A 19154-nucleotide genomic window follows, 5' to 3' on the forward strand; every position below is an offset into this window, starting at 1 on the left:
CCCCGCACCCCTAAAGGGGCGCCGCAGTGGCATTCTTCAAGGGTCGGGCGGGATCGGACAGGGCCTCGGCGTCCATTCGGGTGTTCGCCTCGAGCAGACGGCGGCCCTGGGCCAGGTCACGCGGGCGGCCTACCGCCAGGAGGGCGACCAGGCGGTCCTCGCGGAGCCAGCAGACACTCCAGGCGGGGCCCGTCGGGTCGCCGCGCCACACCAGCCGGTCGGCCGCCGCGTGGTGGCCGGCGTACTGCACGAAGCGGCCGAACTGCTCCGACCAGAAGTACGGCACCGGGTCGTAGACCGCGTCGGACTCGCCCAGGATGTTGGCGGCCACCGTACGCGGGCCCTGGAGGGCGTTGTCCCAGTGGTGGACCAGGAGGCGCTCGCCGTAGCGGCCGGACGGGAAGGAGGCGCAGTCGCCGACCGCGTAGACGTCCGGGACGCCGGTGCGCAGCCGGTCGTCGGCGAGCACCTCCCCGTGCGCGCCCAGTCCGATGCCGGAGCCGGCCAGCCAGCCGGTGGCGGGGCGGGCGCCGATGCCGACCACGACGGCGTCCGCGGGCAGCCGCGAGCCGTCGTCGAGCACCACCGCGCCGGGTTCGACACGCGCCACGCGCGCGTGCGTGCGCAGTTCGGCGCCGCTGTCCGCGTACCAGGCGGTCATCGGCGCGGCCACCTCGGCCGGGAGAGCTCCCGCGAGCGGGCGGTCGGCGGCCTCCACGACGGTCACCGCGCAGCCGGCCTCGCGGGCCGCGGTGGCGAACTCGGCGCCGATCCAGCCCGCGCCGACCACCACGATGTCGTGCTGCCGGGCGAGCACGGGCCGCAGCCGTTCGGCGTCGTCCAGGGTGCGCAGCAGATGGACGCCGGGCACACCCTCGGTGCCGGGCAGTGTGATCGGCTCGGCACCGGTGGCGATGACCAGGACGTCGTACGGCACCGGTCCGGCCTCGGTGTCCAGCTCACGGTCGGCGGGGCGCACGCCGAGGGCGTCGCGGCCGAGCGCCAGCTCGATGCCGAGCGCCTCGAAGTCGACCTCGAAGGCGGAGTTCTCCGCTTTGCCGAGCAGCACGGCCTTGGAGAGCGGCGGCCGGTCGTACGGCTGGTGCGGCTCGGCGCCGATCAGGGTGACGGTGCCGGTGAACCCCTGCTCGCGCAGGGCCACGGCGGTCTGGACCCCGGCCATGCCCGCGCCCACCACGACCACCCGTCGCGTCTGTGACGTGCCGCGTCGCTGCGTCTGCTCGCTCACCTGATCACCATAGACAAGAACGATAGACAACTGACAAAGAGTCAGTCAGAGGGCGTGCTGAGTGACCTGTTCCACATCGCCGGCCGAGGCCGTCTTACAAGGGCGGAGCTCTGCGGGCTAGGGTGGCGAGGAAGCACACGCGGGAGCCCGGACGCACCGGGCTGAGAGGGAGGCTGGCGGCCTCCGACCGTACGAACCTGATCCGGGTCATGCCGGCGAAGGGAGGGGCTGGACGCCCATGTCCGCACACACGTCCGACGTCCTTGTCATCGGGGGCGGAATCATCGGCCTGGTCACGGCCTGGCGGTCCGCGCAGCGCGGGCTCGCCACCGCCGTGGTCGACCCCGCGCCCGGCGGCGGGGCCGCGCAGGTCGCGGCGGGGATGCTGGCCGCGGTCACCGAACTGCACTACGGCGAGCAGACCCTGCTGGGGCTCAACCTGGCCTCCGCCCGCCGCTATCCCGACTTCGCCACCGAGCTCACCGAGCTGACCGGCCACGACCTCGGCTACCGGCGCTGCGGCACGCTCGCGGTCGCGCTGGACGCCGACGACCGGGCGCATCTGCGCGAGCTGCACGCCCTCCAGCAGCAGTCGGGGCTGGACTCCGAGTGGCTGTCCGGGCGGGACTGCCGGCGCCTGGAGCCGATGCTCGCGCCCGGCGTGCGCGGCGGGCTGCGGGTGGACGGCGACCACCAGGTCGATCCGCGCCGGCTGGCGGCCGCGCTGGTGGCCGCGTGCGAGCGGGCCGGGGTGGTCTTCCACCGCGACTGGGCCGAGCGCCTGGAGGTGGTACGGGAGCGGGCCGCCGGTGCCGTCACCCGCGCGGGAGAGCTACTGGGCGCGGACCGGGTCGTGCTCGCCGCCGGCAGCCTCAGTGGGCGGCTGGCGGGGGTGCCCGAGGACGTGCTGCCGCCGGTGCGGCCCGTGAAGGGGCAGGTGCTGCGGCTGACCGTGCCCGCGCGGTACGCGCCGTTCCTCAGCCGGACCGTACGGGCCGTGGTCCGCGGCGGCCATCTCTACCTGGTGCCCCGGGAGAACGGCGAGCTGGTCGTCGGGGCGACGAGCGAAGAGCTGGGCTGGGACACGACGGTCACAGCGGGGGGCGTGTACGAGCTGCTGCGCGACGCACACGAGCTGGTGCCCGGCATCACCGAGCTGCCGCTGACCGAGACCCGGGCCGGGCTGCGCCCCGGCTCCCCCGACAACGCGCCGCTGCTCGGGCCGACCCGCCTCGACGGGCTGCTGCTGGCCACCGGGCACCATCGCAACGGGGTGCTGCTCACGCCGGTCACGGGTGACGTGATGGCGGAGCTGCTGACCGGCGGTGAGCTTCCGGAAGAGGCCCGTCCGTTCTCGCCGAAGCGTTTCGGCCCCGTCCCCGGCGTACTCGTGGAGCAGACCGCATGAACATCTCCGTCAACGGGGAGCGCCGGGAGATCACCCCGGGCACCGCTCTCGACACACTCGTGAAGTCCCTCACGGCCGCACCGTCCGGGGTGGCCGCGGCGGTCAACGAGACCGTCGTACCGCGCGGGGAGTGGCCGGGTACGGCTCTCGCCGAGGGTGACCGCGTGGAAGTCCTGACCGCCGTACAGGGAGGCTGAGCCATGGCCGACGATCCGTTTGTCCTCGGGGGTACGGCCTTCTCCTCCCGGCTGATCATGGGGACCGGGGGTGCGCCTGGCCTGGAGGTGCTGGAGCGGGCGCTGGTCGCGTCCGGGACCGAGCTGACGACGGTCGCGATGCGGCGGGTGGATCCGGGTGTACGGGGCTCCGTGCTGTCGGTCCTCGAGCGGCTGGGGATCCGGGTGCTGCCGAACACGGCGGGGTGCTTCACCGCCGGGGAGGCCGTGCTGACGGCCCGGCTGGCCCGGGAGGCGCTGGGGACCTCGATGGTCAAGCTGGAGGTCATCGCCGACGAGCGGACACTGCTGCCGGATCCGATCGAGCTGCTTGACGCGGCGGAGACGCTGGTCGACGACGGGTTCACGGTGCTGCCGTACACCAACGACGATCCTGTGCTGGCCCGGAAGCTGGAGGACGTCGGGTGTGCCGCGGTGATGCCGCTGGGGTCGCCGATCGGGTCGGGGCTCGGGATCCGCAACCCGCACAACTTCCGGCTGATCGTCGAGCACGCGCGTGTGCCGGTGATTCTGGACGCGGGGGCCGGTACGGCGTCCGACGTGGCGCTGGCGATGGAGCTGGGGTGTGCCGGGGTGATGCTGGCGTCGGCGGTCACGCGGGCGCAGGATCCTGAGCGGATGGCGTCCGCCATGCGGGCCGGGGTGGAGGCGGGGAGGCTGGCCCGGCTGGCGGGGCGGATTCCGCGGCGGTTCTTCGCGGAGGCGTCGTCTCCTGCGGAGGGCCTGGCCGTGTTCGACCCCGAGCGTCCCGCGTTCTGACCGCCGGTCCGGTCCCGCCCTTCCCTCCCATCCACGCACCACCCGAAACGGTTCGCTGGGAAGCGGAACTCTCCCGTGGGGGCCGAGCGCCGTCGGCGGCCGCGGGGTGAGTGTCGGCAGTGCGGGCGGAGTACGTGGTGCGTCACAGGTGCGCTGCAGTCCGGTGGGAAAACCTGTCTCACCTGTGGGGGTTTCAGCCGGGGCTCGTACACTCGCTGGGTGGATACGACGCTTCAGGACCCTCTCGTCGGGCAGGTGCTCGACGGCCGTTATCGCGTCGACGCGCGGATCGCCGTCGGCGGGATGGCCACGGTCTACCGGGCCCTGGACGTCCGGCTGGACCGGGTGCTCGCGCTGAAAGTGATGCATCCGGCACTCGCCGCGGACGGGTCCTTCGTCGAGAGATTCATCCGGGAGGCCAAGTCGGTCGCCCGGCTGGCCCACCCGAATGTCGTCCAGGTCTTCGACCAGGGCACCGACGGGTCGTATGTGTATCTCGCGATGGAGTACGTCGCCGGGTGCACCCTGCGTGACGTGCTGCGCGAGCGCGGCGCGCTGCAGCCGCGGGCCGCGCTGGACATTCTGGAGCCGGTGCTGGCAGCACTGGGCGCCGCGCACCGCGCCGGGTTCGTACACCGGGACATGAAGCCCGAGAACGTGTTGATAGGGGACGACGGACGGGTCAAGGTCGCCGACTTCGGGCTGGTGCGGTCCGTGGACAGCGTCACCAACACGACCGGCGCCGTGCTCGGGACCGTGGCCTACCTCGCGCCCGAGCAGGTCGAGAGCGGGGCCGCCGATCCGCGCGTCGACGTGTACGCCTGCGGAGTCGTGCTCTACGAGATGCTCACCGGGCAGAAGCCGCACGACGGGGACTCGCCCGCGGTGATCCTCTACAAGCATCTCCACGAAGACGTGCCGCGGCCGTCCGCCGCCGTCCCCGGGCTGGCCTACGAGCTGGACGAGCTGGTCGCCCTCGGCACCGCCCGCAATCCCGAGGTCCGGCCGTACGACGCCGTCGCGCTGCTGGCCCGGGTCCGGGAGGCGCGCGGCACGCTCGGTGACGAGCAGCTGGACGCCGTACCGCCGCAGGCGCTCTCGCAGGCGCATGACATAGCCGAGGACCGGACGAGTATCCTTCCGCGGTCGCTGACCTCCCCCACGCTGGGCTTCGCTCGCGCGGGGGGACCCCCATCCCGGCCGCTGCCCGTCAACGAGCCGGCCGACAGGGTCCTGATGACCAGCCGGTTCGAGGCGCCGCCGGTGCCGGACCGGCGGCACACGGGCCGCCGCCGCTCCCGGCGCGGACTGGTCACGCTCGTCGTCGCGGTACTGGTCCTCTTCGGCGCCGGCACCGGGATCTGGTACATCAACTCCGGTCAGTTCACCAAGGTCCCGCCGCTGCTGTCGAAGACCGAGGCGCAGGCCACCGCGCGGCTGAAGGAGGCCGGGCTCGACATCAGGAAGGTCGAGCACGCCTACAGCGACACGGTGAAGCGGGGCACGGTGATCAGCACCGATCCGGCGGCCGGCCAGCGCATCCGCAGCAACGACTCGGTGACGGTGACCATCTCGGACGGCCCGGAGACGGTGAACGTGCCGGATGTGCAGGGTCGGACGCAGGCGAGGGCCAAGGCGCTGCTGAAGGCCGACGGGCTCGAACCGGGCATGGTGACACGGGAGTTCAGCGACAGCGTGCCCAACGGGTCGGTGATCTCCAGCGATCCGGGGGCCGGGACCAGGCGGCACGCGGGGACCGCGATCGCGCTCGTCGTCAGCAAGGGTTCGCCCGTCGACGTCCCGGATGTCACCGGTGACGACCTGGACAACGCCCGGCATGAACTGCAGGACGCCGGGCTGAAGGTGACCGTGTCGGCCACCGAGGTCAACTCCGAGTACGACCAGGGGCAGGTCGCCCGGCAGACCCCGGTGGGCGACGCCCAGGCAGCCGAGGGCGACACGGTGACGCTGACGCTGTCCAAGGGCCCGGAGATGGTCGAGGTGCCGAGCGTGGTCGGGGCCACGGTCGACGACGCGACCAAGCTGCTCGAGCAGTCCGGCTTCCAGGTCAAGGAGGACCGCGGGCTGCTCGGACTGTTCGGCAACACCGTGAAGCAGCAGTCGGTGGACGCCGGGGAGCAGGCGCCCAAGGGGTCGACGATCACGATCACCATCCGGTGACCGGGGCGGCCTCGCGCCGTGACACCCTTGACGGGTGAAGAGTCACCCGTCCCGTCCCTCCGGCACCCCGAAATCCGGCCCCGTGGGCACCCCGCAGTCCGGCCCCTCCCGCAACCCCGTCGGCGGCCATGTCCCCGTGGCCGGCGGCCTGCACTCCGTGGGGCTTTCGTACGCCCGTGAGCTGAAGGCCGAGACCGTGCAGGTCTTCGTCGCCAACCCACGCGGCTGGGCCACCCCGGCGGGCAGCCCGAAGCAGGACGAGGCGTTCCGCGCGGCCTGTGCGGAGGGGGCGATCCCCGCGTATGTGCACGCCCCGTACCTGATCAACTTCGGCTCGCACACCGAGGCGACCGTCGAGCGGTCGGTGGAGTCGCTGCGGCACTCGCTGCGGCGCGGGCGCGAGATCGGGGCGCTGGGGGTCGTCGTGCACACCGGGAGCGCCACCGGTGGGCGGGCCCGGGAGGTGGCGCTGAAGCAGGTGCGGGCGCATCTGCTGCCGCTGCTGGACGAGCTGACCCATGACGACGACCCGTTTTTGCTCCTCGAGTCCACCGCCGGGCAGGGCGCCTCGCTCTGTTCACGGACCTGGGATTTCGGGCCGTACTTCGAGGCGCTGGACGCGCATCCCAGGCTGGGCGTGTGCCTGGACACCTGCCATGTGTTCGCCGCCGGGCACGACCTGACCGGGCCGAGCGGGATGCACCAGACGCTGGATCTGCTGGTGGAGACGGTCGGGGCGGGGCGGCTGAAGCTGATCCACGCCAATGACTCCAAGGACGTCGTCGGCGCGCACAAGGACCGGCACGAGAACATCGGCTCCGGGCACATCGGCGAGGACCCGTTCCGTGCGCTGATGACCCACCCGGCGACCGCGGGCGTACCGCTGGTCATCGAGACGCCCGGCGGCAAGGAGGGGCACGCGGCGGACGTCGAGCGCCTCAAGCGCCTCCGCGACGGCTGACCACCCCGGTCAGCCGACCCCCAGCGGCACCGCCGCCAGCAGCAGTCCTGCCCCGAGCAGCGCCATCGACCGGCGCAGCCAGCGGTACTTCGCCGAGAGGATGACACTGACGTCCTGGAACTGGGTGAGCAGCCAGCCCACCCGGTCCGCGCCGGCCTCGGCGGCGGCGCGGCGCAGCGCCTCCTGGTCGGTGACGGTGAGCGCGTCGGCGTAGAAGGTCGGGCCCGGCGCCGAGCGGAACGTACGGGTGCGGGGCACGATCACCGCGAGCAGCAGCAGGGTGCCCGCCGCCCACAGCGCCCCGCCGGCCGCGAGAAACACCATGGCGAGGCCGGAGACGCCGGGCGGCAGCCCGCGCCCGAGGACCAGGGCGGGCACCGCCACGGCTCCGGACAGCAGGACGGACGCCTTCACGTCCGCCCTGCCCAGGTCCTCGCGCACGGTCAGCAGCAGCCGTTCGGCGACATAGCGCGCGGCGGCGTCGGGGTCGTCCGGGGTCATCGGCGCGCCTCGGGGCTGGAGTCGTCCTCCACCCCCGTTCTCTCTCCGGGGACGGTGTCCATCGGGGGTACCGGCGGCGCGGGCGGGACCGGCGGGGGCGCGTCGGCCGGGAGCAGCGGGGGCGCGGGCGGCATCGGCGGTATCGGCAGCGAGGTCGGGGCCTGCGGCAGGCCGTTCGGGAAGACGCCGGTGGAGAGCGTGCGGCTGAAGTCGATGAGGGCCTGGACCTGGTCGTCGATCTGGTGACGCTGCACCACGCCCTGGTTGATCAGGTTGGTCAGATAGTCCAGGGCGCCCTGGCGCTGTTCGCGGGCCTGCTGCTGGAGCACGCCGAGGATCTCGTGCGCCCGGCTCGGGTCCTGGGCGAGCATCGTGGCGTACTGGACGGTCTCGCCCGCGGTGATCAGCTTGTGCGCGTCGTCGAGGTTGGCGGCGATCCGTGCCTTGTTGGCGATGTCGATGGCCTCCTGGACCTTGCTGCCCTTCTCCACCGCGACCATCTGCTCCTGATGGTCGGCGGCCGCCTGGCCGAGGTCGATCCGGACGAACACCTGGGTGGCGAGGCCGAGATCGGCCCCGAAGTCGCTCCACCGGCCGCTGGCCAGCTCGTCCTGGATCGCCTCGTCGACCTGCTGGGCCGAGTCCAGGCTGTAGCGGCGGCTGAGTCCGCGCAGCCGGGCCTCCAGGGAGGGGCGGAGCATGCGCTCCACGTCGACCACCCGCTTCTCGGCGGCCTGGTAGAAGTCGTTCACCTCCCAGTTGACGTCGGCGCCCGCCCGGAACCGGGAGCGGTCGCCGTAGGTGGGCAGTTCCAGCTGGAAGGAGACCTGGTGCTGGCCGCGGGCGATCCAGCACACCGAGGTGGGCTTGCCCATCAGCGGCTTGTTGTAGTGCTCGGCACCGCGCACGGTGATGACGCTGTGCCCGCCGTTCTTGTAGTAGAGCACCGAGGCCACCTGGCTGTTGCGGTGCCGGTAGGTGGTCTGTGGCGCGAACTCGCGGACGAAGGGACCTCTGAGGTCGTGCGGAAGGACGAACTCCTGGTCCTGGGGCGGCCACTGCTGCCCCCACTGGTTGTGCGTCATGGTGTACTCGCTCCCTGGACCGCCCCCCACAGGCGGCGGACCTGCTGATCGTTCAGTGGTTGGTCGGGGTCTTCGGTCAGTTCCTTGATCAGGCCGAGCAGCCGGTTACGGTCGTCGTGGGTGTGTACGAGGAGCGGCAGGAACTGCTCCAGCCGGTCGGCCCATGGCTGGTCGGCCGAGCCGCGCAGCCAGTCGGAGAGGGTCTCAACCGCCGCCTCGTACGACCGTGGGGTCTGGAGCGCGGTCCACAGGAGCCCGGCGAGTTCCGCGGCGAGGGCGGGCCGGACCGTGGCCAGGGCCAGCATCAGCGGCCAGTCGCCGTAACCCTCCAGGTCCTCGTGCTGGTTCCAGAGGTCGACGACCGGGACGGCGGCGAGATAGACCGTGCTCTGCAGGCCGAGGTCCTGCTGCGGCCGGCGTTCGTCGGAGAGCCAGGCGCGGATCCGGCGCAGGGTCTGAACCTCGGGGTGGGCGCCGGCGAAGTGGGCGACCTGGACGGCCGCGCCGGCCCGCAGTCTGCCCTCTTCCCAGACGCCGATCCCGCCGAGCAGGTCGAGCGACTCACGGACGGTGTCCGTGGCCCGGCCCCGGCCGAGCACGGCCCCGGCCGTCCACCGCAGGTGCTCGTCGCCGTACCGGGCCCAGGAGGCGACCAGAGCACGGACGGCGGTGCCGACCTCGATGGAGCGCAGGGCCACGTCGAGCACGGTCGCGGCGAACAGCCGACGGCGGGCCCGCTCGGACTCGGCCATGGGCTGGACCAGTTCGTGCGCGGTGTGCGAGAGGTCGAGGCGGCACAGCTGACCGGCCGCTACGGCGGCCCGCACCCAGACCTGGGGCCGGGTGTCCTCGCAGAGTCCGGCCAGCCAGCGCAGCACGGGTCCGCGCGCGTTGTGCCGGTGCTGCCACAGATGGCCGAGGACGGCCGGGGCGAGGGCCTCGCCGCCGAACCGCACGGTGCGGACCGGCACTTCCTCGGTGGCGACCTCCTCGGTGCCGAGTTCGGCGACCGCGCGGGCGGAGACCAGCCGGGCGTCGACGCCGTCGCTGAACAGAGGCCGGCCCGGGGTGGCCTCCGGGTCGACGGTGACGGCCAGTTCCCAGGCGAGCACCTCGGCGGCCTCGGCGACGGCGCTGAGCGAGGCTCCCTCCAGTACGGCGACGGCGATCCGGTAGGCCGCGTCCCGCAGCCGCTCCGGGGTCTCGGAGCGGATACCGCCGGCGAACCATTCGGCGGCCTGGTTCTCGGCGAACTTCCGGCACTCGGCGAGGAGTTCGTCGTGGGTGAGCTCGTCCCTGGTGTGCCGGGCGAGGAGCCTCGCGAAGTGGGCGGCCTCCGCGGGCCGCAGCTCGACGAGTCCGCGCGCCTCCAGGACGTCGGGGTCGAGCGCGGTCGCCCGGGCCCGCTCGTACAGCTCGGGGGCCGAGTCCTCCAGTTCGAGGGCGAGGTGGCCTTCGAGTACGGCGGTCTGGGCGGCCGGGGTGTGGGCGCGGTAGTAGCGGCCGCCGCGGGAGAGGACGTCACCGGGTTCGGGGGTGGCCAGCAGGACCGCGTACGCCTCCTTCCTGCCGAGCAGTTCGCAGAGCCGGTCGAGGCCGGTCTCGTCCGGTAATCCGGTGGCGCTGGGTTCCAGGGCGTAGCCGTGGCCGTCGTGGATCTGGTCGTCGTGCAGCCGGTCCAGGTCGGTGCGCGGGTCCAGCCGGGAGACCTGGCCGCGGGTGAGGTCGTCGAGCAGGGACAGGGCGGTGTAGGCGCGGCCGGTGCCGGGCTGGCCGTACAGCACCAGGAGGCGTCCCTCGCGCAGTTGGTCGCGGTACTCGCCGTAGTCCGCCGGTTCCTTGAAGACCCGGCGCAGTCGGCGCAGTTCGTCCTCCGGGAGCGGGCCGGCGAGCAGGCGTTCCGCAGTGTGCGTCAGCCGGCTGTAGAAGTTCATGGTGCCGACGGATCCGGAGCTGACGAGGGTGCCGGATCCGTGCTGGTTCACGGTGGAGCGGTAGATCCGGGAGGCGGCGGCCGCGGCCCCGGGCAGCGCTTCCTCGCCGAGCGGGTTGGCGGCGGAACCGCCGATGACGTCGGCCTTCTCCGGTTCGGATGCGCCGCCGGAGTCGGCGCCGGGCGGCTTGTCCGGTTCGGCCTTCTGCTGTGGCTGCGGTTGCTGCGGCTGCGGTTTCGGGCCGGCCTGGGGCGGCTGGGGGTTCTGCGCGTTCACCGGTCACCGCCGTCGGAGAAGTTGATGGTGTCGATGGTCCCGCCGACGACGATCCTGCCGGTGCCGTGCTGGTTGATGTTCTGGACGACGCCGCCCCCGGTGTCCTTGGGTGCCGGCGACCGCGGCGGGTTGCCGCCCGACGGCCCTCCCTGGTCCTCCTGGCCGTCCGCCGCGTCCGGCCCCTGCTCCTCACGCGGCTCGGGCGGCCCGGGGAACTCCTCCGGCTCGGGCGGCTGGGACCGTCCGGGGACCATGAACCAGGCGGTGGTCCGGCCCTCCTTGAGGTCCACGTCGTGCCGGCGGTAGTGCTGGGGGTCCACCCAGCGCCCGCCGGGCAGGACGAAGTCCTCGTGCACCCGGTCGGAGGCGGCCACCACCATGGGTGCGCCGTCCGCGGCCCTGAGGATCGCCTTGGCGACACCGCAGTCGGCCAGCCGGCAGGCGAGGTCGACGGCGCGTCCGGAGCGGCCGTGGGCGTCGGCGGTGACCCGGCCGATGTGCAGGCCGACGCGCAGCCGAAGCGGCTTTCTGAGGTGCCGGTTGCTCTCGCGGAGGTTCTGGTGGAGGTGCTCCACCCACTCCCCGAGGACCCGGACGGGCGGCACGTCGGGCGTCAGTACGCCCAGGATGCCGTCGCCGCGGTCCTCCTGGTAGAGGCGCGGCGGGCGGATGCCGGCCTGTTCGAAGGCGGTGCCCGTGACGTCGTAGAGTCTGCGCCGCATCTCGGGTTTCTCGGTGTCGGACAGCAGACCCGAGCCCTGTGCGTCCACGTTGACGATGAAGCCGTAGGCGGCTTCCCCCTCCATCGTTTTCTCCTCCCTGCCGTCCCGCCGGGCCACCGGCGCCTCCGGTGTGATGCTCGCGGAGCCGGCCGGTCGCCGCTGTAGCCGTTTACACAGCGCGGGACTCGATGTTTGTCAGGTCTCCGTGCCGTGTGGTTGTCCGGCGGCGAGCAGGCGGAGCGGGTCCAGGTCGGCGACGGCCAACGTGCCGGGGCCGGTGCGGACCAGTCCTTGTTCGCGTAACAGGCGCAGTGCCTTGGCGACGGCCTCGCGGGTGGAACCCACGGAGGCGGCCAGTTCGTGCTGGGCGAGGGGCAGCCGTATGGTCACGGCCTCGTTCTCCCGCAGGCCAGTGCGGTCGGCGAGTTCGACCAGGCGCTCGGCGAGCCGCTGCAGCACGGTCATGGAGGCCAGGGCCCGGCGCTCGTGGTCCGCGCTGCGCAGCCGCTCGGTGAGCTGGATCGTCATCAGCGCGTTGGCGCGCGGCCGGGCGGCCAGGAACCGCCGGAACCGCTCGCCGGGTATGACCAGGCCGGTGACCGGGCCCAGGGCGCTCACCGAGGCGCTGCGCGGACGGCCGTCCAGTGCCGCCATGTCGCCGACGACCTCTCCGGCCCGTCTGAGGGCGAGGATCAGCCGGCCGCCGCGCTCGGTGGGCGTCCACACCGTGCACCAGCCGCTGAGCAGGACCACCGCGAACGTGGTCCGGTCGCCTTCCGCCATGACCGTGTCGTACGGCGGGTACTCGTGCCGGGTGCCGAGTCCCGCCAGTGCCTCCCGGTCCCCCGGACCGAGTCCGCCCATGAAGGTATGCCGCTCTCCGAACAGCCCCACCGTCGTCCCCCGACCGCTCGCCCCCGAACCGGACCACAAGCGGAACCCCAAGGGCCCCCTGGATCCGTCTCCGCCCGGCGCGTCTCCCGCCAGGCAAGGATCTCAGCGTAGCGCTCTGGGCACGGAAAGTGCCGCCCGTTACCGGAAGAGGCCCGAACCCTTGGTCAACAACGCCTGTGGAGGCCCATGTAAGACCGATCTCCCCGGAGACCGGCGAGGGCCCGAAGCAGGAACCCATGGCGTTGCCGCAAAACGGTACGGACCGGAATCTCCCGCCTTCACACGGGAGAGGACGTCAATCGCTCACCATGCGCGGGGTGCTGCGGGCGGGTTCGCCACCCGCACCGCCCCGCGGGTGGCGCCGGCCGCGGACACCCGCGATGGATGCTCAGCTGGGTGACGCCCTGTTCTGGATCTCGCCGGCCGTCGCGCTGGTGATCGCGTTCGTGGTGACGACCCCGGTCAACAGGTGGACGATCGCCCGGGGCAAGGGGCACGCGGTGGTGCACCGGTACCACCACTGGCCACCAACGGAGACTCAGAGTTCCGGGCCGTCCCCCGGCCCCTCCTGGTAGGAGTAGCGCTGTTCCTTCCAGGGATCGCCGAGGTTGTGGTAGCCGCGCTCCTCCCAGAAGCCGCGGCGGTCGGCGGTCATGTACTCGATGCCGCGGACCCACTTGGGGCCCTTCCAGGCGTACAGATGGGGGACGACGAGACGCACCGGGAAGCCGTGCTCGGCGGTGAGGAGCTCGCCGTCCTTGTGGGTGGCGAAGATCGTGCGCTCGGCGGCGAAGTCCGTGAGACGCAGGTTCGAGCTGAAGCCGTACTCCGCCCAGACCATCACATGGGTGACGTCGGGGGCGGGGGGAGCGAGCTCCAGGACGGTCCGCGCCGGGATCCCGCCCCACTCCGCGCCCAGCATGCTGAACTTCGTCACGCAGTGCAGATCGGCGACCACGGTGGTGTACGGCAGGGCCGTGAACTGCTCGTGGTTCCAGGTGTGCGCGCCCGCGTCGGCGGTGGCGCCGAAGACCCTGAACTCCCAGCGCTCGGGACGGAACTTGGGCACCGGACCGTAGTGGGTGACCGGCCAGCCGCGCTGGAGTCGCTGTCCCGGCGGAAGCTCGGACCCTGCAGCTTCTCTGGACGCGCGCTCCACCGGATGACCCATGCTTTCCATCCTGACAGACCGCGGGTGGTGCGCCGGACCAGGCAAACCCTCCGAAGATCGCCAAAACGAACAACCGGCATCAAGCGTGCCCTTCCCTACTAAGTCCTCACTTACTGGACGATCTTCTATGCCGGTGCAATCATGCGCCGCAAACATCCCCGTCCGTCCCGTACGGAACCCGACGGCACCCATGCGGAAGGAGCCTCTGCGATGCAGGGCGACCCCGAGGTCATCGAATTCCTCAACGAGCAGCTCACCGGTGAGCTCACCGCGATCAACCAGTACTTCCTGCACGCGAAGATGCAGGAGAACTTCGGCTGGTACAAGCTCGCGAAGTACACCCGGCACGAGTCGTTCGACGAGATGAAGCACGCCGAGGTGCTCACCGACCGGATTCTGTTCCTGGAGGGGCTGCCCAACTACCAGCGGCTCTTCCATGTGCGGGTGGGTCAGACCGTCAAGGAGATGTTCGAGGCGGACAAACAGGTCGAGGTGGAGGCCATCGACCGCCTCAAGCGCGGGATCAAGGTGATGCGCGAGAAGGGCGACATCACGTCCGCGAACATCTTCGAGACCATCCTGGAGGACGAGGAGCACCACATCGACTACCTCGACACCCAGCTGGACCTGGTGGAGAAGCTCGGCGAGGCGCTCTACATCTCGCAGATCATCAACCAGCCCGAGAGCAGCTGAACCGGGCAGCCTGGTCCAGGGCTGCGGATCAAGTCGCAGGACATCAGCGGTGACTCATCGACGCTGGTGAGCGGGGTGTGGTGCGTGCGGTTGCAAGGCGGAGGAGGCGTGGACATCAGCCGCCGTCGCGACGGGCGGCGCGGTGGGGGCACCCCTCTGGGGGAGCGCGTGCCACACCCGGCGTCTGCGGCATGATCCGCCGGACAGGCCCCTAGGCCGCCTCGTCCAGTGCGGAGAGGACCGGGCGGCCCTGGTCGGCCAGCTCTCGGCGGGGGCAGTTGCCGCGGCCGAGGATCGCCTGGATACGGCGGACACACGACCCGCAGTCCGTCCCCGCCTTGCAGGCGGACGCTATCTGGCGAGGGGTGCAGGCCCCGTCCTCCGCGTGCTGCTTGACCTGCGCTTCGGTCACACCGAAACAGCTGCAGACGTACACGCGGATTCACCTCCCGCCCGATCGATCAGTGGTGCCGTCCCGATTGATCGGTGAGGCAAACCTAACCTTACCCATCCCACGCAGGTCGCAAAAGTGGAGGAGGCGTGGATCGTCTGTGATCCACGCCCCACTTCACGTCGCCGTAACAGCCGGACCCGTCACTGGTCCCGGTACATCTCCGCGACCAGGAACGCCAGGTCGAGGGACTGGCTGCGGTTCAGACGCGGGTCACAGGCCGTCTCGTAGCGCTGGTGCAGGTCGTCGACGAAGATCTCGTCGCCGCCGCCCACACACTCGGTGACATCGTCACCGGTGAGCTCGACATGGATGCCGCCCGGGTGGGTGCCGAGGGTCTTGTGGACCTCGAAGAAGCCCTTGACCTCGTCGAGCACGTCGTCGAAGCGGCGGGTCTTGTGGCCCGAGGCCGCCTCGAAGGTGTTGCCGTGCATCGGGTCGGTCACCCAGGCCACGGTGGCGCCCGAGGCGGTGACCTTCTCGACCAGCTCGGGGAGCTTGTCGCGGACCTTGTCGGCGCCCATCCGGACGACGAAGGTCAGCCGGCCCGGCTCGCGGTCCGGGTCGAGGCGGTCGACGTACCTCAGCGCCTCCTCGGCCGTGGTCGTCGGGCCGAGCTTGAGGCCGATCGGGTTGCGGATCTTCGAGGCGAACTCGATGTGCGCCCCGTCCAGCTGCCGGGTGCGCTCACCGATCCACACCATGTGCGCCGAGACGTCGTACAGCTTGCCGGTGCGGGAGTCGACCCTGGTCAGGGCGGACTCGTAGTCCAGCAGCAGCGCCTCGTGCGAGGAGAAGAACTCGACCGTCTTGAACTCCTCGGGCTCGGCGCCGCAGGCCCGCATGAAGTTCAGCGCGTTGTCGATCTCGCGGGCGAGCTGCTCGTAGCGCTGGCCCGACGGGGAGGACTTCACGAAGTCCTGGTTCCAGGCGTGCACCTGGCGCAGGTCCGCGTAGCCGCCGGTGGTGAAGGCGCGCACCAGGTTGAGCGTGGAGGCGGACGCGTTGTACATCCGCTTCAGCCGCTCGGGGTCCGGGACGCGGGAGGCCTCGTCGAACGCGAAGCCGTTGACGGAGTCGCCCCGGTAGGTCGGCAGCGTCAACCCGTCGCGGGTCTCGGTCGGCTTGGAGCGCGGCTTGGAGTACTGGCCGGCGATCCGGCCCACCTTCACCACGGGCACCGACGCCGCGTAGGTCAGCACGGCGCCCATCTGGAGGAGGGTCTTGAGCTTGTTGCGGATCTGGTCGGCCGACACCGCGTCGAAGGCCTCGGCACAGTCGCCGCCCTGGAGGAGGAACGCCTCTCCCTTGGCGACCGCCGCCATCCGGGCGCGCAGCTGGTCGCACTCGCCCGCGAAGACGAGCGGCGGATACGACTCGAGGTCCGCGATCACTGCGCGCAGAGCCTCGGGGTCGGGGTACTCGGGCTGCTGCGCCGCGGGCAGGTCTCGCCAGGTGTTGCCGGCGCTCGGGCCGGTCTTAGCGTTCACCGTCACCTCGTAAACATTACGGGGTCGTGTCCACGGTTTTTTCCCCTGGCTCGACTGGTGAGACGGAGAGATTGTCCTGTGGACGGAGAGTGGGGTGCGGTAGGGTTTCCGCATGTTCGCGCTTTCGAACCAGAACTGGTGGTGGACCGCTTCCCAGGCGGCCCACTGACTGCGCGTACGCAAGACTTCGCGAAGGCCGCCCGAGGGGCGGCCTTCGGCGTTTCCGGGGTCGTTCCTCCTTCATCAGGCAGAGGAACCATGGACCTGACCCAGCTGCTCCACGACGACCGCCCGTTCGCCCTGCTCCGCCGCCGTACCCCCGGCCACGACGAGAGCACGGTGGAGGTGCTGCTCGGCCCGGTCACCGCGTGTGACCGGCTCGCCGGCCTGCCCGAGGTGGGGCTCGCCCTGGTTCCCTTCCGGCAGATCCGCGAGCGCGGCTTCGACGTCCGTGACGACGGGACGCCCCTGCTGGTCCTCAGCCCCGAGGAGGCCCACACCCTGCCCCTGGCGGACGCCCTGGCCCAGCTGCCCGCGCACCCGGTGCGGGTCCAGGACGGCGGCTTCGACGTCGACGACGAGGAGTACGCCGAGATCGTCGGCCGGGTGCTGCGCGAGGAGATCGGCCGGGGCGAGGGCGCCAACTTCGTGATCCGGCGGACGTACCAGGGCCGGATCCCGGGCTTCGGCCGGGCCGACGCGCTCGCGCTGTTCAGGCGGCTCCTGGAGGGCGAGCGGGGCGCCTACTGGACGTTCGTGGTGCACACCGGGGACCGGACCCTGGTCGGCGCCAGTCCGGAGGTGCACGTCAGGATGGCCGGCGGCACGGTGGTCATGAACCCGATCAGCGGGACGTACCGCTACCCGGCCGAGGGGCCCACCCCGGAGCATCTGCTCGGCTTCCTCGCCGACGGCAAGGAGATCGAGGAGCTGTCGATGGTCGTCGACGAGGAGCTCAAGATGATGTGCACGGTCGGCGACATGGGGGGCGTGGTGGTGGGGCCCCGGCTCAAGGAGATGGCCCACCTCGCGCACACCGAGTACGAGCTGCGTGGCCGGTCCTCGCTGGATGTGCGGGAGGTCCTCAAGGAGACCATGTTCGCGGCGACCGTCACGGGCTCGCCGGTGCAGAACGCCTGCCGGGTGATCGAGCGCCACGAGGTCGGTGGGCGCGGCTACTACGCCGGTGCGCTGGCCCTGCTCGGCCGGGACTCCGGTGGCGCCCAGTCCCTGGACTCGCCCATCCTGATCCGCACCGCGGACATCGACGCGGACGGGCGGCTGCGGGTGCCTGTCGGCGCCACGCTGGTGCGCGGCTCGGACCCGGTGAGCGAGGTCGCGGAGACACATGCGAAGGCGGCGGGGGTACTCGCGGCCCTCGGGGTACGGCCGTCACGGCCGCGTGCGGAGGGGACGCGGCCCCGGCTTGCCGACGACCCCCGGGTGCGGGCCGCGCTGGACGGGCGCCGGGCCGCGCTGGCGCCGTTCTGGCTGCGGATGCAGGAGCGGACCGGGGAGCTGGCCGGGCACGCGCTGGTGGTGGACGGCGAGGACAGGTTCACGGCGATGCTCGCGCATGTGCTGCGGGCGGCCGGGCTCGACGTGACCGTCCGGCGCTACGACCAGCCGGGGCTGCGGGCGGCGGTGCTCGCGCACGAGGGGCCGGTCGTGCTGGGCCCGGGGCCCGGTGACCCGTCCGACCTGGACGATCCGAAGATGCGGTTCCTGCGCCGGCTGACGGCGACCGTGATCCGGGAACACCGGCACGGAGTACTGGGGGTCTGCCTCGGGCACGAGCTGATCGCGGCCGAACTGGGCCTGGACATCGTACGGAAGGAGGTGCCGTACCAGGGGGCGCAGACGACCGTGGACCTGTTCGGGCGTCCGGAGACCGTCGGCTTCTACAACAGCTTCGTGGCCCGCTGCGACGAGGACGCGGCACGGGAGCTGGCGGCGCGCGGCGTGGAGGTGTGCCGGGCGGCGAACGACGAGGTGCACGCCGTACGGGGGCAAGGGTTCGCCGGGGTGCAGTTCCACCCCGAGTCGGTCCTCACGCTGAACGGTGCCGCCGTGGTGCGCGAGCTGATCGGTCAGCTGCGCGGCACCAGCACGTTCCCCGAGCGGCGGCCGGCCCGGTAGTCCAGGACGTTGCGCACCGTGGCGTCGACGATCTGTCCGACGGCGTCCTCGGTGTAGTACGCCTGGTGGGAGCTGACCAGGACGTTCGGGAAGGTGACCAGGCGGGCCAGGATGTCGTCCTCGATGGCCTCCAGCGACTTGTCGAGGAAGAACAGGCCCGCCTCCGACTCGTACACGTCCAGACCGACACCGGTGAACCGGCCGGCGCGGAGTTCGTCGACGAGGGCCGCGGTGTCGATCAGGCCGCCGCGGCTGGAGTTGACCAGGATGGCGTCGTCCTTCATCGCCTTCAGCGCGCCGGCGTCGATCAGGCGCTGGGTCTCGGGCGTCAGCGGGACGTGCAGGCTGACCAGGTCGGACTCGGCGAGCAGCTGCTCCTTGGCGACGTACTTCATGCCCAGCTCGACGCAGGCCGGGTTCTCGGCGATGTCCCAGCCGAGCAGCTTCATGCCGAAGCCGTGGGCGATCCGGGTGAAGGCCTCGCCGATCTTTCCGGTGCCGAGGACGCCGACGGTACGGCCGTGCAGGTCGCGGCCCATCAGGCCGTCCAGGCGGAAGTCGAAGTCCCGGGTGCGGGTGGCCGCGCGCACCACCCGGCGGTTCACCGCCATGGCCAGGGTCCAGGCGAACTCGGCGACGGAGTACGGGGAGTAGGCCGAGACGCGGGCGACGGTGAGGCCGAGGCGTTCGGCGGCCGTGAGGTCGATGTTGTTGTAGCCGGTGCTGCGCTGGGCGATCATCCGCGTGCCGCCGGCCGCGAGGGCCTCCAGGACGGGGGCGGCGAGGTCGGCGTTGACGCTGGTGGAGACGGCTTCGTAACCGGTGGCGATGGGGGCGGTGTCCTGGTTCAGGAAGACGTCGAGGCACCGGATGCCGTGTGGGGTGGGGCGGAAGGCGCGTTCGAAGAGGGGCTTCTCGTCGGACTGGACGCCGAAGGCCAGAAGGTCCATAGGGGGACTATAGGGTTGAATTGCCCGCAGACGCCGCGCGCCGTCACGGTGACC

The 19154-nt window shown here is 71.7% G+C and carries 18 protein-coding genes, 1 pseudogene and 1 riboswitch; of the genes and pseudogenes, 9 read left to right on the forward strand and 10 right to left on the reverse strand.

All coding sequences use genetic code 11. The annotated features are described in order from the left end of the window. Positions 1-10: 10 nt before the first annotated feature. Entirely contained in the window at positions 11-1249 is a 1239-nt protein-coding gene (locus ACZ7OO_RS07940) for an NAD(P)/FAD-dependent oxidoreductase (RefSeq protein ID WP_471502640.1), read from the reverse strand. A 129-nt stretch (positions 1250-1378) separates the two neighbouring features. After that, a riboswitch (TPP riboswitch) is annotated at positions 1379-1490 on the forward strand. On the opposite strand from ACZ7OO_RS07940, the gene thiO reads away from it, so the two are divergent. The 5 genes from thiO to ACZ7OO_RS07965 all read left to right on the forward strand — a co-directional run bounded on the left by thiO (position 1488) and on the right by ACZ7OO_RS07965 (position 6794). After that, entirely contained in the window at positions 1488-2657 is a 1170-nt protein-coding gene (thiO, locus tag ACZ7OO_RS07945; protein WP_471502642.1) for a glycine oxidase ThiO, read from the forward strand. Its footprint overlaps the riboswitch before it by 3 nt. Beyond that, positions 2654-2854: a sulfur carrier protein ThiS gene (gene thiS / locus ACZ7OO_RS07950; protein ID WP_351732427.1), complete on the forward strand. Its 201-nt coding sequence runs from the start codon at positions 2654-2656 to the stop codon at positions 2852-2854. Before thiO ends, thiS begins: the two co-directional genes overlap by 4 nt. A 3-nt stretch (positions 2855-2857) precedes the next feature. Then, a complete protein-coding gene (locus ACZ7OO_RS07955) occupies positions 2858-3652 on the forward strand; it encodes a thiazole synthase (protein WP_471502644.1) in 795 nt (264 codons plus the stop codon). Positions 3653-3871: 219 nt separating this feature from the next. Beyond that, positions 3872-5833, forward strand: a complete 1962-nt coding sequence (gene pknB / locus ACZ7OO_RS07960) for a Stk1 family PASTA domain-containing Ser/Thr kinase (protein ID WP_471502646.1) — start codon at positions 3872-3874, stop codon at positions 5831-5833. 82 nt (positions 5834-5915) lie between these two features. Then, positions 5916-6794: a deoxyribonuclease IV gene (locus ACZ7OO_RS07965; protein ID WP_471503384.1), complete on the forward strand. Its 879-nt coding sequence runs from the start codon at positions 5916-5918 to the stop codon at positions 6792-6794. A 9-nt stretch (positions 6795-6803) separates the two neighbouring features. On the opposite strand, the gene ACZ7OO_RS07970 is transcribed toward ACZ7OO_RS07965, so the two are convergent. From ACZ7OO_RS07970 to ACZ7OO_RS07990, 5 genes are all read right to left on the reverse strand, one after another. Beyond that, complete coding sequence (locus ACZ7OO_RS07970) at positions 6804-7295, reverse strand: Pycsar system effector family protein (protein ID WP_471502648.1); 492 nt, start codon at positions 7293-7295, stop codon at positions 6804-6806. After that, positions 7292-8380 carry a hypothetical protein gene (locus ACZ7OO_RS07975; protein ID WP_471502650.1) on the reverse strand — a complete coding sequence of 363 codons (1089 nt, stop codon included), beginning with the start codon at positions 8378-8380 and terminating at the stop codon, positions 7292-7294. Before ACZ7OO_RS07975 ends, ACZ7OO_RS07970 begins: the two co-directional genes overlap by 4 nt. After that, complete coding sequence (locus ACZ7OO_RS07980) at positions 8377-10590, reverse strand: serine/threonine-protein kinase (RefSeq protein ID WP_471502652.1); 2214 nt, start codon at positions 10588-10590, stop codon at positions 8377-8379. The genes ACZ7OO_RS07975 and ACZ7OO_RS07980 overlap by 4 nt, the downstream gene beginning before the upstream one ends. Then, on the reverse strand, positions 10587-11396 hold the full coding sequence (locus ACZ7OO_RS07985; protein WP_471502654.1) for a nucleotidyl cyclase domain-containing protein: 810 nt from the start codon (positions 11394-11396) through the stop codon (positions 10587-10589). Before ACZ7OO_RS07985 ends, ACZ7OO_RS07980 begins: the two co-directional genes overlap by 4 nt. Before the next feature lie 111 nt (positions 11397-11507). Beyond that, entirely contained in the window at positions 11508-12176 is a 669-nt protein-coding gene (locus ACZ7OO_RS07990; RefSeq protein WP_471502655.1) for a Crp/Fnr family transcriptional regulator, read from the reverse strand. Positions 12177-12505: 329 nt separating this feature from the next. Between ACZ7OO_RS07990 and ACZ7OO_RS07995 the strand changes: the two are divergent. Continuing rightward, positions 12506-12781 (forward strand): annotated as a pseudogene (locus ACZ7OO_RS07995) (DUF4396 domain-containing protein); the annotation flags it as partial. Here the strand turns inward: ACZ7OO_RS07995 and ACZ7OO_RS08000 are convergent. After that, positions 12745-13377 (reverse strand): sulfite oxidase-like oxidoreductase, encoded by a 633-nt coding sequence (locus ACZ7OO_RS08000; protein ID WP_352226300.1) that lies wholly within the window; start codon positions 13375-13377, stop codon positions 12745-12747. The pseudogene ACZ7OO_RS07995 and the gene ACZ7OO_RS08000 sit on opposite strands and share 37 nt — an antisense overlap. A 210-nt stretch (positions 13378-13587) precedes the next feature. Here ACZ7OO_RS08000 and bfr point away from each other — a divergent pair, with 210 nt between their 5' ends. After that, positions 13588-14070 carry a bacterioferritin gene (bfr, locus tag ACZ7OO_RS08005; protein ID WP_352226299.1) on the forward strand — a complete coding sequence of 161 codons (483 nt, stop codon included), beginning with the start codon at positions 13588-13590 and terminating at the stop codon, positions 14068-14070. A gap of 211 nt (positions 14071-14281) precedes the next feature. Here bfr and ACZ7OO_RS08010 read toward each other — a convergent pair whose 3' ends face one another. Next, positions 14282-14506: a (2Fe-2S)-binding protein gene (locus ACZ7OO_RS08010; RefSeq protein ID WP_471502656.1), complete on the reverse strand. Its 225-nt coding sequence runs from the start codon at positions 14504-14506 to the stop codon at positions 14282-14284. A gap of 158 nt (positions 14507-14664) precedes the next feature. Further along, positions 14665-16017: a class II 3-deoxy-7-phosphoheptulonate synthase gene (locus tag ACZ7OO_RS08015; protein ID WP_471502658.1), complete on the reverse strand. Its 1353-nt coding sequence runs from the start codon at positions 16015-16017 to the stop codon at positions 14665-14667. A 106-nt stretch (positions 16018-16123) separates the two neighbouring features. Between ACZ7OO_RS08015 and ACZ7OO_RS08020 the strand changes: the two genes are divergently transcribed. Together ACZ7OO_RS08020 and ACZ7OO_RS08025 are read left to right on the forward strand one after the other, a co-directional pair. Further along, positions 16124-16180 (forward strand): trp operon leader peptide, encoded by a 57-nt coding sequence (locus ACZ7OO_RS08020; RefSeq protein WP_471503386.1) that lies wholly within the window; start codon positions 16124-16126, stop codon positions 16178-16180. 89 nt (positions 16181-16269) lie between these two features. Then, a complete protein-coding gene (locus tag ACZ7OO_RS08025; protein WP_471502660.1) occupies positions 16270-18150 on the forward strand; it encodes an anthranilate synthase family protein in 1881 nt (626 codons plus the stop codon). On the opposite strand, the gene ACZ7OO_RS08030 is transcribed toward ACZ7OO_RS08025, so the two are convergent. After that, positions 18102-19100 (reverse strand): 2-hydroxyacid dehydrogenase, encoded by a 999-nt coding sequence (locus ACZ7OO_RS08030; protein WP_471502662.1) that lies wholly within the window; start codon positions 19098-19100, stop codon positions 18102-18104. The genes ACZ7OO_RS08025 and ACZ7OO_RS08030 overlap by 49 nt on opposite strands. Positions 19101-19154 lie beyond the last annotated feature (54 nt).

The sequence above is a fragment of the Streptomyces sp. NPDC111744 genome, assembly GCF_055634995.1.

Coding starts and splice junctions, on each gene's coding strand:
- thiO (WP_471502642.1), top strand. CDS start 1,488: ATGTCCGCACACACGTCCGACGTCCTTGTCATCGGGGGCGGAATCATC.
- thiS (WP_351732427.1), top strand. CDS start 2,654: ATGAACATCTCCGTCAACGGGGAGCGCCGGGAGATCACCCCGGGCACC.
- ACZ7OO_RS07955 (WP_471502644.1), top strand. CDS start 2,858: ATGGCCGACGATCCGTTTGTCCTCGGGGGTACGGCCTTCTCCTCCCGG.
- ACZ7OO_RS07970 (WP_471502648.1), bottom strand. CDS start 7,295: ATGACCCCGGACGACCCCGACGCCGCCGCGCGCTATGTCGCCGAACGG.
- ACZ7OO_RS07975 (WP_471502650.1), bottom strand. CDS start 8,380: ATGACGCACAACCAGTGGGGGCAGCAGTGGCCGCCCCAGGACCAGGAG.
- ACZ7OO_RS07985 (WP_471502654.1), bottom strand. CDS start 11,396: ATGGAGGGGGAAGCCGCCTACGGCTTCATCGTCAACGTGGACGCACAG.
- ACZ7OO_RS07990 (WP_471502655.1), bottom strand. CDS start 12,176: ATGGGCGGACTCGGTCCGGGGGACCGGGAGGCACTGGCGGGACTCGGC.
- ACZ7OO_RS08000 (WP_352226300.1), bottom strand. CDS start 13,377: ATGGGTCATCCGGTGGAGCGCGCGTCCAGAGAAGCTGCAGGGTCCGAG.
- bfr (WP_352226299.1), top strand. CDS start 13,588: ATGCAGGGCGACCCCGAGGTCATCGAATTCCTCAACGAGCAGCTCACC.
- ACZ7OO_RS08025 (WP_471502660.1), top strand. CDS start 16,270: ATGGACCTGACCCAGCTGCTCCACGACGACCGCCCGTTCGCCCTGCTC.
- ACZ7OO_RS08030 (WP_471502662.1), bottom strand. CDS start 19,100: ATGGACCTTCTGGCCTTCGGCGTCCAGTCCGACGAGAAGCCCCTCTTC.